Annotated in this window: 14 protein-coding genes, 2 tRNA genes and 1 pseudogene; 10 read left to right on the top strand and 7 right to left on the bottom strand. The window is 58.7% G+C overall.

Translation table 11 applies throughout. The features are described from left to right. Window positions 1-314: 314 nt before the first annotated feature. A tRNA-Met gene (locus AC3ISG_RS19115) sits at window positions 315-391 on the bottom strand. 267 nt (window positions 392-658) lie between these two features. Then, window positions 659-735, bottom strand: a tRNA-Met gene (locus AC3ISG_RS19110). Between the two features lie 238 nt (window positions 736-973). Here AC3ISG_RS19110 and dinB point away from each other — a divergent pair. After that, window positions 974-2,032, top strand: a complete 1,059-nt coding sequence (dinB, locus tag AC3ISG_RS19105; RefSeq protein WP_122537403.1) for a DNA polymerase IV — start codon at window positions 974-976, stop codon at window positions 2,030-2,032. 2 nt (window positions 2,033-2,034) lie between these two features. Here dinB and AC3ISG_RS19100 read toward each other — a convergent pair whose 3' ends face one another. From AC3ISG_RS19100 to AC3ISG_RS19090, 3 genes are all read right to left on the bottom strand, one after another. Then, window positions 2,035-2,991, bottom strand: coding sequence for a hypothetical protein (locus AC3ISG_RS19100; RefSeq protein WP_489297711.1), 957 nt, complete (start codon window positions 2,989-2,991; stop codon window positions 2,035-2,037). Window positions 2,992-3,075: 84 nt separating this feature from the next. Beyond that, window positions 3,076-4,791: a proline--tRNA ligase gene (locus tag AC3ISG_RS19095; RefSeq protein WP_489297710.1), complete on the bottom strand. Its 1,716-nt coding sequence runs from the start codon at window positions 4,789-4,791 to the stop codon at window positions 3,076-3,078. Window positions 4,792-4,964: 173 nt separating this feature from the next. Beyond that, window positions 4,965-6,308 (bottom strand): OprD family porin, encoded by a 1,344-nt coding sequence (locus AC3ISG_RS19090; RefSeq protein WP_489297709.1) that lies wholly within the window; start codon window positions 6,306-6,308, stop codon window positions 4,965-4,967. 985 nt (window positions 6,309-7,293) lie between these two features. Between AC3ISG_RS19090 and AC3ISG_RS19085 the strand changes: the two genes are divergently transcribed. Both AC3ISG_RS19085 and AC3ISG_RS19080 read left to right on the top strand, forming a co-directional pair. Next, window positions 7,294-7,719 carry an HIT domain-containing protein gene (locus tag AC3ISG_RS19085; RefSeq protein ID WP_272633380.1) on the top strand — a complete coding sequence of 142 codons (426 nt, stop codon included), beginning with the start codon at window positions 7,294-7,296 and terminating at the stop codon, window positions 7,717-7,719. Window positions 7,720-7,721: 2 nt separating this feature from the next. Further along, window positions 7,722-7,928, top strand: coding sequence for a SlyX family protein (locus AC3ISG_RS19080; RefSeq protein ID WP_122623041.1), 207 nt, complete (start codon window positions 7,722-7,724; stop codon window positions 7,926-7,928). A gap of 74 nt (window positions 7,929-8,002) precedes the next feature. Here the strand turns inward: AC3ISG_RS19080 and AC3ISG_RS19075 are convergent, their stop codons facing one another. Both AC3ISG_RS19075 and AC3ISG_RS19070 read right to left on the bottom strand, forming a co-directional pair. Further along, the gene (locus tag AC3ISG_RS19075) at window positions 8,003-8,224 is read right to left on the bottom strand and encodes a cold shock domain-containing protein (protein WP_004667445.1); all 222 of its coding nucleotides are present in this window, start codon (window positions 8,222-8,224) and stop codon (window positions 8,003-8,005) included. 108 nt (window positions 8,225-8,332) lie between these two features. After that, window positions 8,333-8,608: pseudogene (locus tag AC3ISG_RS19070) on the bottom strand (cold shock domain-containing protein membrane protein); the annotation flags it as partial. A gap of 425 nt (window positions 8,609-9,033) precedes the next feature. Between AC3ISG_RS19070 and AC3ISG_RS19065 the strand changes: the two are divergent. The 7 genes from AC3ISG_RS19065 (at window position 9,034) to ruvB (ending at window position 15,583) form a co-directional block, all read left to right on the top strand. Next, complete coding sequence (locus AC3ISG_RS19065) at window positions 9,034-9,507, top strand: Dps family protein (RefSeq protein ID WP_074893279.1); 474 nt, start codon at window positions 9,034-9,036, stop codon at window positions 9,505-9,507. Between the two features lie 420 nt (window positions 9,508-9,927). Beyond that, a complete protein-coding gene (locus tag AC3ISG_RS19060) occupies window positions 9,928-10,275 on the top strand; it encodes a ribbon-helix-helix domain-containing protein (RefSeq protein ID WP_122537410.1) in 348 nt (115 codons plus the stop codon). Window positions 10,276-10,537: 262 nt separating this feature from the next. Beyond that, the gene (gene aspS / locus AC3ISG_RS19055; protein ID WP_122623042.1) at window positions 10,538-12,313 is read left to right on the top strand and encodes an aspartate--tRNA ligase; all 1,776 of its coding nucleotides are present in this window, start codon (window positions 10,538-10,540) and stop codon (window positions 12,311-12,313) included. A 147-nt stretch (window positions 12,314-12,460) separates the two neighbouring features. Next, a complete protein-coding gene (locus AC3ISG_RS19050; RefSeq protein WP_065989740.1) occupies window positions 12,461-13,207 on the top strand; it encodes a YebC/PmpR family DNA-binding transcriptional regulator in 747 nt (248 codons plus the stop codon). A gap of 125 nt (window positions 13,208-13,332) precedes the next feature. After that, a complete protein-coding gene (ruvC, locus tag AC3ISG_RS19045) occupies window positions 13,333-13,857 on the top strand; it encodes a crossover junction endodeoxyribonuclease RuvC (protein ID WP_065989739.1) in 525 nt (174 codons plus the stop codon). 61 nt (window positions 13,858-13,918) lie between these two features. Next, window positions 13,919-14,527 (top strand): Holliday junction branch migration protein RuvA, encoded by a 609-nt coding sequence (gene ruvA, locus AC3ISG_RS19040; RefSeq protein ID WP_122537412.1) that lies wholly within the window; start codon window positions 13,919-13,921, stop codon window positions 14,525-14,527. Beyond that, on the top strand, window positions 14,528-15,583 hold the full coding sequence (gene ruvB / locus AC3ISG_RS19035; RefSeq protein WP_122537413.1) for a Holliday junction branch migration DNA helicase RuvB: 1,056 nt from the start codon (window positions 14,528-14,530) through the stop codon (window positions 15,581-15,583). Window positions 15,584-15,642 lie beyond the last annotated feature (59 nt).

Raw genomic sequence — 15,642 nt, 5'->3', positions numbered from 1 at the left:
TCGTGCGCGACAGGATGGAGGTATACAGCCAAGTTACCAATCCCTACGCAAAAAATAATTCAGGATGTTAGCGCTTCAACGTCTAACGGGCGAATACCACGGATACGTATCGGTGGCCGTTCAGTCTAGGTTCAGTCGCTGGCCAGCGTATCGGCAGGGGAGATCAAAACTATCGCCCGGCAACATACAGTAACAAGACCTCTCGGATGAACGCACCCCGGTAGTGGGGATGTGACAAGGATTCCGGCCCGCTGTTCGTGAACTTTCAGCGAGGCAAAAAAAAGGCCACTCTTTCGAGTAGCCTTTTTAGATGTTGGTTGCGGGAGCCGGATTTGAACCGACGACCTTCGGGTTATGAGCCCGACGAGCTACCAGACTGCTCCATCCCGCGTCTGTGTGGCGGCATTCTACAGTCGAACGACAAAGTGTCAACCTTTAATGCCAGCGATCGAAAAAATAAGCGAAGCGGCGGGGTCGGCAGGCCTAAGTGGCGGTTGGACAAGGCTTTTATCGCAATCCGCGCCCAGAGACAGGTGGGCATCATCCGCGGGCCTTGTTTCATTTATATGAAGGGGAGAGGGAGATAGCGAAGGGAGCAGGCATGCTCAAATGACGCCCACAAAAAAGGCCACTCTTTCGAGTAGCCTTTTTTGATGTTTGGTTGCGGGAGCCGGATTTGAACCGACGACCTTCGGGTTATGAGCCCGACGAGCTACCAGACTGCTCCATCCCGCGTCTGTGTGGCGGCATTCTACAGAGGATCGCCGGGGTGTCAAGCAAACGGCGGAAAAAAATGCTTTTTCTTCAAGCGGTTAGCATTGGGCCTGTGGCGGCCAGCTGCGGCGCGCCTCGCTTTCAGCGCGTTTGGGGCGGGTTTAGTGAGGGGTACATTCCGTAGGGAATGAGGCATATTCAGTGTCAGACAGGCCCGTGAATGAGATACTGCGCGCCTGTTTTCCTACGACCCTATGTGATGCCGCAGCGCAAAATCATCCATATCGATTGTGATTGCTTCTACGCCGCTATTGAGATGCGCGACGATCCGCGTCTGGCTGGCAAGCCGCTGGCAGTCGGTGGATCGGCAGAACGGCGTGGCGTGATCGCCACCTGCAACTACGAGGCCCGGGCCTACGGCATCCGCTCGGCGATGTCGTCCAGGCATGCACTGACGCTGTGCCCGGACCTCACCATCGTCAAGCCGAGGATGGATGCCTATAAAGAAGCCTCGAAAGAGATCCAGACCATCTTCCGCGATTACACCGACCTGATCGAGCCGCTGTCGTTGGACGAGGCTTACCTGGATGTCACGGAATGCGAGCACTTCGCCGGCAGCGCAACGCGTATCGCCCAGGACATTCGCCGCCGGGTCTCCAATCAGTTGCACATCACGGTTTCCGCCGGCGTCGCCCCAAACAAGTTTTTGGCCAAGATCGCCAGCGACTGGAAAAAGCCGAATGGGCTGTTCGTGATCACGCCCGATCAGATCGAAGAGTTTGTCTCCCAACTGCCGGTGTCCAAACTGCACGGCGTTGGCAAAGTGACTGCCGACAAGCTTGGCCGTCTCGGCATTGTTACCTGCACCGATTTACGCAGCTGGAGCAAACTGTCGCTGGTGCGCGAATTCGGCTCATTCGGCGAGCGGCTGTGGAACCTGGCCCATGGCGTCGATGAGCGGCCCGTGCAGAACGACAATCGGCGCCAGTCGGTCAGTGTCGAAAACACCTACGACACCGATCTGCCGGATCTCGCCAGTTGTCTGTTGAGGCTGCCGGCATTGTTGGAAACGTTGAACGACCGGATTGCGCGGATCGATAGCCTTTACCGCCCCGGCAAGCCGTTCGTGAAGGTCAAGTTTCACGACTTCACTCAGACAACGCTGGAACAGGCGGGAGCAGGGCGGGACTTGAGCAGTTATGAGCAACTCTTGACCCAGGCCTTCGCACGCGGCGGCAAACCGGTGCGATTGCTGGGAATTGGCGTGCGCCTTCATGACCTTCGGGCTGCCCACGAGCAGTTGGAGCTGTTCAGCTGAGGTTATTCACTGCCCGGCGGTACCGCGACCAGTCGGCCAGCGTCTTTGGCCAGTGACCGAAGGAATTCGTGCTGCAGTTGCGGATCGTTGCGGGTCAGCTCGATCAGGGACTGTTCCAGCTCACTGGCTTCGTCTTCAAGGCCTAGTTCCGACAGACGCTTGACGCGATGCACCCACTGGCTCACCTCGTCGTCTTCCAGATCGTCGTAGATCAGGTCGTGGGCTTCAATCAGCTTGCCGCGCAGTGATTTGCTCAGTGGCAACGTGGCGGTTGCCTGGACGTTGCTCTGGTCATCCTGCACTTTGATGTTCAGTTGGGTGACATAACTGAGGTTCTGTTCGGCGAACGGGCTGTCCAGCAGGTTGACGCGCAGCCCCCCGTTACGGTCCGTCGTCAGCTCATGGGTCTCTTTGCCCGCAGTGACTTCAACCGGCGCGTCACTCCAGGGCAGGCTTGAATGCTCGACGCGATGATCGCGCTGGACCTCGTCGATGCCGGCCAGGTTTTGCTGCGCACGCCCATGGGAGGGTGCGTTCATGAACGGGTTGACGCCGGCGACGCCGTAAGTGAGCCAGTCCTTGGTCACGCTGTCGGGCAGGCTGCCGAGCGTCAACACGTTGACCACGTTCGCGCCAATGCCCGCAACGATGGCAACGGCGCCCAGCGGGATTTCATAGACTTCCCGCCACGGCTGATACGGCGTGTATCGGTCGTAGTGCCGGGTGACCTCGAATTCGGTGATGTCGAAGGTTTTCAACTCGTGAATGCGTATCCGGCGCTGGGGCAATTCCAGCGTCTTGGGTTCGCCGAGGTCGACCTGAAAACTGTGGTCGAGCAGTTTGCGCTCGACACGTTCTTCATGCTCGCTGCGTTGAGACAGTTGATTGGCACAGCCGCCGAGAAACAGGCTGGTGCACAACACAGCGCCTGCGAGACGTGAGGGATTTCGCTTGAACATGAGATCTCTAGGTGCAGGTAAGGCGCATCGCAGAGGCGTGGCGGGTGAATGCGCGCCTGCACAGTCGCAGGCGCGCAACCCCGGTCAGCGCTTGATCCGGTCCTTGATGAAAGACAACACATCGGCAACAGGCAGGGCCTGCGCTTCGGCTTCGGTGCGGCTCTTGTACTCGAGGTTGCCCTCGGCAAGGCCACGGTCGCTGACCACGATGCGGTGCGGAATGCCGATCAGTTCCATGTCGGCGAACTTGATCCCCGGACTGGTCTTCTTGTCACGGTCATCCAGCAACACTTCAAAGCCCGCCGCCGTCAGTTCGGCGTACAGCTTGTCGGTGGCCTCCTTGACAGCATCGGTTTCGTAGCGCAGCGGCACGAGGGCAATCTGGAAAGGCGCGAGTGCGTCGCTCCAGATGATGCCGTTTGCGTCGTTATTCTGCTCGATCGCGGCCGCCACAACCCGCGACACACCAATCCCGTAGCAGCCCATGGTCAGCGTCACCGGCTTGCCGTTCTCGCCCAACACCTGGCACTTCATCGCGTCGCTGTACTTGGTGCCCAGCTGGAAGATGTGCCCGACTTCGATGCCGCGCTTGATGATCACGTTGCCCTGACCATCCGGGCTCGGGTCGCCGGCGACGACGTTGCGCAGATCCGCGACGGTCGGAACCGGCAGGTCGCGCTCCCAGTTGACGCCGAAGTAGTGCTTGTCATCGATGTTGGCGCCAATGCCGAAGTCGCTCATCAGTTCAACCGAGCGGTCGATGATGCATGGCAGCGGCAGATTCAGCGGGCCGAGGGAACCCGCGCCGGCGCCAATGGCGTCACGCAGTTCGGCTTCTGAGGCCATGACCAGCGGGCTGGCCACCTGCTCCAGATTGGAGGCCTTGATTTCGTTGAGCTCGTGATCGCCACGGATGATCAGCGCAATCAGCTTGCCTTCTTCGGCAGCGTGCACGACGAGGGTCTTGACGGTCTTTTCGATCGGCAGATTGAACTGCTCGACCAGCGCCGCGATGGTCTTGGCGTCCGGGGTGTCGACAAGGCGCAGCTCTTCAGTCGGCGCAGGGCGGCTGTTTTCGCGTGGAATGGCTTCGGCTTTTTCGATGTTTGCAGCGTAGTCGGAGGTATCGCTGAACACGATGTCGTCTTCGCCGGACTCGGCCAGCACGTGGAACTCATGGGAGCCCGCGCCACCGATGGAACCGTTGTCAGCCACCACAGGGCGGAAATTCAGGCCCAGGCGGGTAAAGACGTTGCAGTACGCCTGATGCATGCGGTCGTAGGTTTCCTGAAGGGAATCCTGGGTCGCATGGAAGGAATAGGCGTCCTTCATGATGAATTCGCGGCCGCGCATCAGACCGAAGCGCGGGCGGATTTCGTCACGGAATTTGGTCTGGATCTGGTACATATTGATCGGCAGCTGTCTATAGCTGTTGAGTTCGTTGCGAGCCAGATCGGTGATGACTTCTTCGTGGGTCGGGCCCGCGCAGAAGTCACGATCGTGGCGGTCTTTCAGACGCAGCAGCTCAGGGCCGTATTGTTCCCAGCGCCCCGACTCCTGCCACAGCTCCGCCGGCTGAATGCCCGGCATCAACACTTCCAGCGCGCCCGCTGCGTTCATCTCTTCACGAACCACCGCTTCGACCTTGCGCAATACCCGCAGGCCCATGGGCAGCCAGGTGTAAAGACCGGAGGCAAGTTTGCGAATCATGCCGGCACGAAGCATCAGCTGATGGCTGATCACGACCGCATCGGATGGCGTTTCTTTCTGTGTGGCGAGCAAATATTGACTGGTACGCATGGTCGGCCGTTGTCGGTTGCGGTGGCTGGGAAATGATTCGGGATTGTACGGTGGTGGTATCGCTGAGTACAGGCCGGGCGGGCGTTGCGAGGGGAGGGAATGTCAAACATGCCCCCATGAAAAAGCCCGGCGCGAGGGCCGGGCTTTTCGTTAACGAGTGTCAGACAGTGCGATTACAGGACCGAAATCGGGTAGTCGACGATCAGACGGAACTCGTTGACATCGCCTTCGCCTTCGTCGGCATTGGCACGGTGCCATGCTTGACGAATACGGAACGACAGGTCTTTTGCAGGGCCAGCCTGAACGACGTACTTGGCCTCGACGTTGGTTTCGTGGTGGCTGCCGTCAGCGCCGTAAAGGCCTGAGTAAATAGCGTTGTTGCCACGGGTGCCGTCGATGTTGGTACCGCTGACGTAACGGGCCATGAAGCTCAGGCCCGGCGTGCCGTAGGTGGCCATGTTCAAGTCGTAACGACCTTGCCACGATCTTTCGCCAGGAGCGTTAAAGTCGGAGTATTGAATCGAGTTCGCAAGGAAGATCGAGTCGCCGCCTTTGTTGTTGTCACCGATACCGATGTAGTCGAACGGCGTGTTGCCGTTAACTTTCTGGAATGCCAGTGTCAACGTGTGCGCCGCCAGGAAGGAGTAAGCAGCCGAACCCGACCATGCGGTGTTGCTGATCGCCCCGGCTTTGGCACTGCCGGTATCTTTGGTGTTATAGATGTTGAAGTCGAAGGCGAGGGCCTGGTCGTCAGTCAACGGCAGTGCGTAGTTGATGTTGCCGTAGTACTGGTTCCACACGTCTTCCAATTTGGCGTAGTAGAAGCCAACGCCCAAGTTGTCGGTAATAGAGTATTTACCGCCGCCGAAGTCGGCAGATTTTGCTTCCACCGCTGCGTAAGTTGCAAAAATACCGCCGTCATGGCTGGTGTCGTTTTGGCTGGTACCCGAATAAAAGTGGCCGGCTTCAACATCCAGGCCCGAGATTTCGCTGCTCTGCAGGCTCAGGCCGCTTGCGGTCTGTGGCAAGAGGCGCGAGCCACCCACGGCAAACACTGGGTTCTGAGGCTGCATGTCACCGATTTTGAGTTCGGTTTTCGAAATCCGGAACTTGACTGCGCCACCGGCCTTACCAAAGCTGTCGTGGTTGTCGCGGAAGCCGTCGGAATTGGGTGTGGTGTCCAGCGTCAGGTTGCCGGAACCAGAGTGCTTGTCGTCGCCGCTAAGCTTGAAGCCGGCATAGCCGAAGGCATCGACACCTACGCCGATCAGGCCCTGGGTGTAACCCGAAGTGAAGTTGCCCCAGAAACCTTGGGTCCAGTCACGTTGGTCTTTGCGACCTTCGTCGTGCAGGATGTGGCGGTTGAAATAGTAGTTACGAGCCTTAACGTCGAGCTTGCTCCCCTCTACAAAACCAGTGGCTTCGGACTGATCGCTTACGAATGCCGCAGCCGATGCCAATTGGGTGCTGGCTGCAGTAACGGCCAGTGCGATTGCGCTCCACTTCATCACTCTCATCGTGACTTTGCTCCTTTGGTTTTTAAGAAGAGTACTGCCGTCCACCTGTTTTTTATCTGGCCGGCTTCTTTCTTTTTGGTGTCGGCGAAATCTACAACACGCTGACATTAATGGCGATAGTGACAAACCTATCCTTTCTATTTCTTTACGGCCTTGTCGCCGCCCGCTCTGTCCATGTCGGTACTGAACAGCTCCAAATTCTTCAATCGTGCAACTACCGGGTCATGTTCAATGCTGGGCTCGTCTACACCCTCATCGAGTCCAGCTACTTCAGCTACCTTGCTGAGCACCGCTGCATCCCTTCGGTCCCGGTCTGTCTTGCGACACGCTCGCCTTCAAGCTTGTGTGTGACAAAGCAACAACCGTGCACAAAATTTCGACGAACATGAAAAAAATGTCGAAAGCGCTGTAAAAACATTCGATGTTAGCGCCAACCTATTGAATTTGAATGATAAAAATATTTTAGATAGCCTGCTTTGCAACGGCAATTTTGTTGAGAATAGCGCGGGCAAGTGTCACTGACGTTACCTGTCACCCCTCAGGAGTGGGTAAATCGCGGATGACTGTCACATATTCGGGCTTGATCTGAGTCTTTTTGGTGCGTCGTGCTACACAACTGCCTGCGATTGGTTCCTTGGAGCCGAGTCCGGCGAGTTGGCGAGCATGCTGCACGCAGCCCTGGTCCCGAAAGGCGTCCTGCGGCCCCGGCTTGACTGGCGTTGCCCGGAATCTGCTAGCTGATTTTCCGCGGTCTGCGCCAGCGGTAAGCTGCTTCATGTCGGTGCGCGGCCTTTTTTTTGCTCACCATCAGTGCGGGTGGGCTTGCGGTGATCATCGATCAACAGCAAATCCGCAAAATGCTCTGAACCGCTGTGCCGGATGAATCCTCAGGAATTCGCGCGTATTCTTCCCGCTACCCAAGACTTTCTTTTCGGGCCAGTCAATCGGCTCGATGAATCAAATCGGCGATCAGGAGTAATTTTTCGTGTTTGTTCTAGATCCGCGCTTGCTGCAAGACACACTACCGATCGGCGACTTCCCGCTGTGCACGCTGCTGCTGTCCAATGATTCCAGTTATCCCTGGTTCATTCTGGTGCCCAGGTGTGCAGATATCAGTGAAGTGTTCCAACTGTCCGAAACGGACCAGATGCAGTTATGGAAAGAAACCACCGCCCTCTCGGCCGTACTTGATCGCACGTTTCAGGCGGACAAGATGAACGTTGCTGCGCTGGGCAATGTGGTCAATCAGCTGCACATGCACGTCATTGTTCGCCGTGTTGGCGACGCGGCCTGGCCAGCGCCAGTGTGGGGCAAGCATCCGGCCAAGCCATATACGCCGGAGGAGGTTGCGCGGATCAGCGCGCAACTGAAGTCCGAATTGACCGAAGCATTCACCTTTAAGGAGGGCTGACCATGGATCTCGAATCGCGTGTCATGGAGCTGGAGAGTCGACTGGCCTTTCAGGACGATACCATTCAAGCGCTCAACGACGTGTTGGTCACCCAGCAGCGAAGCCTTGATCGTCTGGAGTTACAGATCGCCGCCCTGATCAAGCGTCAGGAGGAAATGGGCGGGCAGGGCGACGGTTTCGTTGAAGACTCTCGCCCTCCTCATTATTAAAGGGAGGAGAGCCGGGCAGGAATTTCAGCCAAAAAAAACCGCGCCTCTCAGCGCGGTTTTTTTATGCGGCGAAGTTAACGGCGCGGGAGCGCAGCGATGACGTCTTCCGCTTGCAGGCCCTTGTCGCGATTCATCACCGAAAACTCGACACGCTGGCCTTCGACCAGAACGCGATGGCCTTCACCGCGAATGGCGCGAAAGTGCACGAAGATGTCGTCGCCCGAATCCCGGGAAATGAATCCGAAGCCTTTGGAGGTGTTGAACCACTTCACCGTGCCTGTATCACGATTGCCCAGATCCTGGGACTGGGCGGCAGGCGCAGGGGAGGACCGGTAGAAGCTGACCGCCAGGTGCAATGCCACAGCAACGACGACGGCGAGCAGGCTGACCAGAACGGCCGGTTGGCCAGCAATGGTTTCGAGCGGAACGAGCAGCGTGAGGATTTGAAGCACGACGGCCAGCACGAGCAAGCCGCTGACCAGGTTTTGCAGTTGATGACGTGGACCTTTGTTCCAGTAAGGAATCACTGGCGCAAGCACCAGGTTGATGAGGCCGAAGAGCGCCAGATACAGCGCATCCGGTTGGGACAGGTAAGAAGACAGCGCTTCACTACGCAGGCTGGGGATGAAAGACAGCAGCAGGGCAGCTGCGCCCGTTAGCAGGTGGACTATTTTCAACATTTCGATGACTCACATTAAGATGGATCACAAGGAAATAGCGGGTGACCTTCGGTACGCTTCGAGAAAAAAGGGAGGCGTGATGCACGAATGTCGGTCCTGCCTATGCACTGCCGCCGGACGGCACTTTGGCGGCAGCGCGTCTGTATTTAACAGCAAAGCCGAGAGCTACTCAAATCAAGCGCTTAGCTCACGTGTTGGCCGGTGAGGGTGGCTGTATGTCGGTTTTTTTGTTCCGGTCAAAGGCTCGCGCCAGAGCGGCCGGGATTAACAACGCGCCAGGCCGATCGTCTCTATTAAAGGAAGTGGGGTCGGACTGCGATGGTTGTCGCTGAACTAATCCCGACAGATGGCTGCGCAGGGTCAATGGTCTTGGTAGAGTGGTCGGCAGTCGTTTGACAATAAACCATCATAGAAGAGGGCTGAACATGGCAATCGATATCGGCATCAGCGAAGAAGATCGCAAGTCCATCGTGGACGGTCTTTCCCGCCTGCTGGCAGACACCTATGTGTTGTATCTGAAAACCCATAACTTTCACTGGAACGTGACTGGCCCGGCTTTTCGTACGCTGCACTTGATGTTTGAAGAGCAATACAACGAACTGGCGCTGGCGGTGGATCAGATTGCCGAACGTATCCGCGCACTGGGCTTCCCGGCGCCGGGCACCTATTCGACCTACGCGCGCTTGTCGTCGATCAAGGAAGAAGAGGGCGTACCTGCGGCCGAGGACATGATTCGTTCGCTGGTTCAGGGCCAGGAAGCGGTCACCCGCACTGCCCGTGGGATTTTCCCGTTGCTGGATAAAGTCAGCGACGAGCCAACGGCAGATCTGCTGACCCAGCGCATGCAGGTGCATGAGAAAACCGCCTGGATGCTGCGCTCAATGCTCGAAGCCCAGTAATCACCAACTGATCAACGAAGCACAGGCGCGGGCAACGTAACGAGTGCCCGCTCCGCATTGCTGTCCCCCGCCTCGCACGGCAGCCCCTCCTGATTCATCCCCAGTGTCAAATCCCCCCGCTCATAGCGCTCACCTGTAAAACGCATTTCCCCTGTTTTTCGAGTCGGGCCGACTACGGCGATCGGCTTAACGAGAAGAAATAAATCTGCAAAAAATACATATGTAACACCCCGACGGGTATTGGGGCTGGGCCGTTTGCCGGCTCTCGAAAATCACCCCTGCAGCGTGGTGATCTCCTACAGGTTCAAAGTGCTCCTTCTGCTGGTTGCGCCTTGTGGAATACGGCTTGATAGACACCTCTTTTCAACTGATTGCGAAGGTGTCGATGCCCTATCCGTGATCGCAACATGGGGGACCTGCATGAACCTGAATACTGCCCGAGAGGGGTGGGAACCCACCCATTGTCTGAACGCCCGGGGCGACCCGTTTATCGAAAATTTCAACATGAGCCTGGCCCAGCCGCACGCCAGATCGGTGAGGCTAAATGGGCTGGCCACATGCCTGCGACTTGAGGAGGTGTACTGGAATATTCTGTCCGAAATGGCACGTTTCAATGATTGCTCCATCAACGCCGTGCTGTCCTACGTGGATCGCGAGGTTCACCTGCGCTACGGCGGCGTCAAGAATTTCAGCGGCCTGATCCGCGTCGTGTGCGTGGCGCACGTATTGAGTGCCGAGGGCCTGCGGTTGACGCCGTCCCCGACATGACCTGATTTCAGCGGGCCCGTTGCGGCGGGCCTGCATTCGCTGGTGGCACCGCGGCATCCGCGCCGCGCGCCGACATCTTCTTGCCCGGTATCGGGCTGCGCGGCTGCACAGCGATGATTATCCCTATATAATCCCCCGCCTTACTGTGGAAGGCAGGAACTGACCGTCAGGTCGGACTACATGCCAAAGCTTGCGCACCCTTGCACCGGCGACGGGCGAAAGCTCCATCGAATTCCGAATTACGAGAAGTGAACACACGATCATGATGCGCAGCCATTATTGCGGCCAACTGAACGAGAGCCTGGAAGGTCAGGAAATTACCCTTTGCGGATGGGTCCATCGCCGTCGCGACCACGGGGGGGTGATTTTCCTCGACATTCGCGATCGTGAAGGTCTGGCCCAGGTGGTTTTCGATCCGGATCGTGCTGACACCTTCGCCATCGCCGACCGTGTTCGCAGCGAATACGTGGTCAAGCTGACCGGCAAGGTACGTGCGCGTCCTGCCGGCGCCGTCAACCCGAACATGGCGTCGGGCGCGATCGAAGTGCTGGGCTATGAGCTGGAAGTGCTCAACGAGTCGGAAACCCCGCCGTTCCCGCTCAACGAATACTCCGACGTCGGCGAAGAAACCCGCCTGCGGTATCGCTTCATTGACCTGCGTCGTCCGGAGATGGCTGAAAAGTTGCGTCTTCGCTCGCGCATCACCTCCAGCATCCGTGGCTTTCTGGACGGCAACGGCTTCCTCGATGTCGAGACGCCGATCCTCACTCGCGCCACGCCCGAAGGCGCTCGCGACTATCTGGTGCCAAGCCGTACCCACCCAGGCAGCTTCTTCGCCCTGCCGCAATCGCCCCAGCTGTTCAAACAGCTGCTGATGGTTGCCGGTTTCGACCGTTACTACCAGATCGCCAAGTGCTTCCGCGACGAAGACCTGCGTGCCGACCGTCAGCCTGAATTCACTCAGATTGACATCGAGACCAGCTTCCTTAATGAAGCCGACATCATGGGCATCACCGAGACCATGGTCCGCAAGCTCTTCAAGGAAGTGCTGGATGTGGAGTTCGATGACTTCCCCCACATGACCTTCGAAGAAGCCATGCGCCGCTATGGCTCGGACAAACCAGACCTGCGTAACCCGCTGGAACTGGTTGACGTTGCCGATCAGCTTCAGGCCGTGGATTTCAAAGTGTTCAGCGGTCCTGCCAACGATCCGAAGTGCCGTGTCACGGCGCTGCGCGTTCCCGGCGGCGCAAGCATGCCGCGCAGCAAGATCGACGAGTACACCAAGTTCGTCGGCATCTACGGCGCCAAAGGCCTGGCCTACATCAAGGTCAACGAGCGCGCCAAGGGCGTCGAAGGCCTGCAGTCGCCGATCGTCAAGAACATCCCGGAAGCCAACCTCAACGTGATCCTCGATCGCGTGGGCGCAGTGGACGGCGACATCGTGTTCTTCGGCGCCGACAAATTCAAAATCGTCAGCGAGGCACTGGGCGCCCTGCGCATCAAGCTGGGCCACGACCTGAACCTGCTCACCCGTGAATGGGCGCCGATGTGGGTCGTTGATTTCCCGATGTTCGAGGAAAACGACGACGGCAGCTTCTCCGCGCTGCACCACCCGTTCACCGCGCCGAAATGCTCGCCTGAAGAGCTCGAAGCCAACCCTGCCACCGCGTTGTCCCGCGCGTACGACATGGTGCTGAACGGCACTGAGTTGGGCGGCGGTTCGATCCGTATCCACCGCAAGGAAATGCAGCAGGCCGTGTTCCGTCTGCTGGGCATTTCCGAAGACGAGCAGCAGGAGAAGTTCGGCTTCCTGCTCGACGCACTGAAGTACGGCGCGCCGCCCCACGGTGGTCTGGCGTTCGGTCTGGACCGTCTGGTCATGCTGATGACCGGCGCTCAGTCCATTCGTGAAGTCATTGCCTTCCCGAAAACCCAGAGCGCTGCGGACGTGATGACCCAGGCACCAGGCGTGGTTGATGCCAAGGCACTGCGCGAGCTGCACATCCGCCTGCGCGAGACGCCGAAGGCCGAGTAAGCCGTGTCGGCCTTTTAGGCATGGGCTCGGCGGACCGACCATTCGGTCCGCCCTGAGCCTCGCCCATTTCGGGCAAAGATTCGAGTGAAGCGTCTGCGTTTGAGCGATCAAGCGCGGGCGTGCGTGTTTCAAGGTTTGGAGCGTGTTATGGCTGGTCATTCCAAGTGGGCGAACATCAAGCACCGCAAAGAGCGTCAGGATGCCAAGAAAGGCAAGATCTTCACCAAGTGGATTCGCGAGCTGACCGTCGCTGCCCGTCAGGGCGGCGGTGATCCGGCGTCGAACCCGCGGCTACGTCTGGCCCAGGACAAGGCTCTTGGCGCGAACATGAGTCGCGACATCATCGACCGCGCCATCGCTCGTGGTGCCGGCGCCGCCGATGCCGATGACATGGTCGAACTGGGTTACGAAGGCTACGGCCCCGGCGGCGTTGCGGTCATGGTCGAAACCATGACCGATAACCGCAACCGGACCGCGGCTGCCGTGCGTCATGCGTTCAGCAAGTGCGGCGGCAACCTGGGGACTGACGGCTCGGTGTCTTATCTGTTCGAGCGCAAGGGGCAGATTTCCTTCGCGCCGGGCGTAGATGAAGACGCGCTGATCGAAGCTGCGATGGAAGCGGATGCTGACGACGTGGTCACCCACGAAGATGGCTCTATTGACGTGTTCACTTCGTTCTCCAGTTTCTATGCCGTGCGCAACGCGCTGGAAGCCGCTGGTTTCACGCCCGCCGATGCGGAAATCGTGATGCAGCCGACCACCAGTGCGGTGCTCGATCTGGACATGGCGGAAAAGGTCCTCAAGCTGATCGATATGCTGGAAGACCTGGATGACGTGCAGAACGTCTATTCCAACGCTGAAATCCCGGACGAGGTGCTGGAGCAGCTCGGCTGATCCTTTGCCCGTTCGGAACTTGAGGCCGGAGCGCACGAAGCGTTGATGATCAACGCTATCGGCCTCCGGCTTCTGCCTTTATGCTGCGTCCAATTGTTCGCGTTACCTCTCAAGCTGCAGGCGTTATGACTCTTATTTTAGGTATCGACCCCGGTTCAAGAATTACCGGGTTTGGCGTGGTGCGTGATACCGGGCGCGGCTGCGAGTACGTGGCCTCGGGCTGCATTCGCACGGGCACAGGCTTGCTCCATGAGCGGCTGCAGATCGTGTATCGCGGCGTGCGCGAAGTCATCCAGACGTACGGCCCGGTGACGATGGGCATCGAAAAAGTGTTCATGGCGCGCAACCCGGACTCGGCCTTGAAGCTGGGTCAGGCCCGCGGTGCGGCGATTGTTGCGGGTGCCGAAGAAGGACTGGAGATCGCCGAGTACACCGCGACTCAGGTCAAGCAGGCCGTCGCCGGAACAGGCGGCGCCAACAAGGATCAGGTGATGATGATGGTCATGCACCTGCTCAAGCTGACCACCAAGCCTCAGGTGGATGCGTCGGATGCACTGGCAATCGCCATGTGTCACGCGCATACCCGATCCAGCCTCATCCCTCACGGCCTCAATACGGCGCGCAGCCGTGGCGGACGTCTGCGGCTGTGATGGCATTATTCGCGTTAGTACGGCCCGTCCTGGCGATGGGCATCTGGAAAGGATTTGATTCGTGATTGGACGTCTACGCGGTACGTTGGTCGAGAAGCAGCCGCCGCATCTGGTACTGGATGTCAACGGCGTGGGTTACGAGGTCGAAGTGCCCATGACCACGCTGTATCGCCTGCCTCATCTGGGCGAAATCGTGACGCTGCATATCCACCTGGTGGTCCGCGAAGACGCGCACCTGCTGTTCGGTTTCTACGAAAAGCGTGACCGCGAGATGTTTCGCGAGCTGATTCGCCTGAACGGCGTCGGGCCTAAGCTGGCGCTGGCCCTGATGTCGACGCTGGAAGTGGACGAGTTGGTGCGTTGTGTGCAGGCGCAGGACACCTCCGCGCTGACCCGCGTCCCGGGCGTTGGCAAGAAGACCGCCGAGCGGTTGCTGGTTGAGCTGAAGGATCGCTTCAAGGCGTGGGATTCGTTGCCTGGTACCTTCGCGCTCGTGTCGGACGGGCCGGGCGCGCCGATTCCAGTGGCAACGGCCGAGTCGGATGCTGTCAGCGCGTTGATTTCCCTGGGCTACAAGCCCCAGGAAGCGAGCAAAGCGGTGACCGCGATAAAAGACAAGAATCTCAGCAGCGAAGACCTCATTCGCCGCGCACTGAAGGGGATGCTGTAAGTGATAGACGCCGACCGTCTGATCGCCGCGACCGGGCGTGACCGTGACGAGCAACTGGACCGTGCGATTCGGCCGCTGAGCCTGGCCGATTACATTGGTCAGCCCACCGTGCGTGAGCAGATGGAACTGTTCATTCAAGCGGCACGCGGGCGCAGTGAAGCGCTGGATCACACGCTGATCTTCGGTCCGCCGGGCCTGGGTAAAACCACACTGGCGCATATCATCGCCCAGGAAATGGGCGTTTCGATCAAGAGCACCTCGGGCCCCGTGCTTGAACGGCCGGGTGATCTGGCGGCGATTCTCACCAATCTTGAGCCCCACGACGTGCTGTTCATCGATGAAATCCACCGTCTGTCACCCATCGTTGAGGAAGTGCTGTACCCGGCGATGGAAGATTTCCAGCTGGACATCATGATCGGTGAGGGCCCTGCGGCGCGCTCCATCAAGCTTGATCTGCCGCCGTTCACACTGGTCGGCGCGACGACTCGCGCAGGCATGCTGACCAACCCGCTGCGTGACCGCTTCGGTATCGTGCAGCGTCTTGAGTTCTACAGCACTGCGGATCTGGCCACGATTGTGTCTCGCTCGGCGAAAATTCTCGGGCTGTACATCGAGGACGAAGGCGCATTCGAGATTGCCCGTCGTGCACGGGGTACGCCGCGGATCGCCAATCGGCTGCTGCGTCGGGTGAGGGATTTCGCCGAAGTACGCGCCAAGGGTGAGATCACCAAGGCCATTGCGGACCTCGCGCTGAACCTGCTGGACGTCGACGAGCGCGGATTCGATCACCAGGATCGGCGCTTGCTGCTGACGATGATCGAGAAGTTCGACGGCGGGCCGGTCGGGGTGGACAACCTTGCGGCGGCCATCAGCGAAGAACGACACACAATTGAAGATGTGCTGGAGCCCTATTTGATTCAGCAAGGCTATATGATGCGCACACCTCGCGGTCGCATGGTCACGCGGCATGCGTATCTGCACTTCGGTCTGAACATTCCTTCGCGCCTGGGCGACCGTGCGGTGCTGGATGAACCGGTCGAAGACCCTGACGAATAAATGCACAACCAACCGATTTATTCGGGTGTTTGGTGGTCTGACGGGCAGTCACCGCAAAG

The organism is Pseudomonas sp. GL_135, assembly GCF_057834665.1.
Note: the sequence above shows the minus strand (reverse complement) of the source record. Positions and strands in the feature narration are given on the sequence as shown.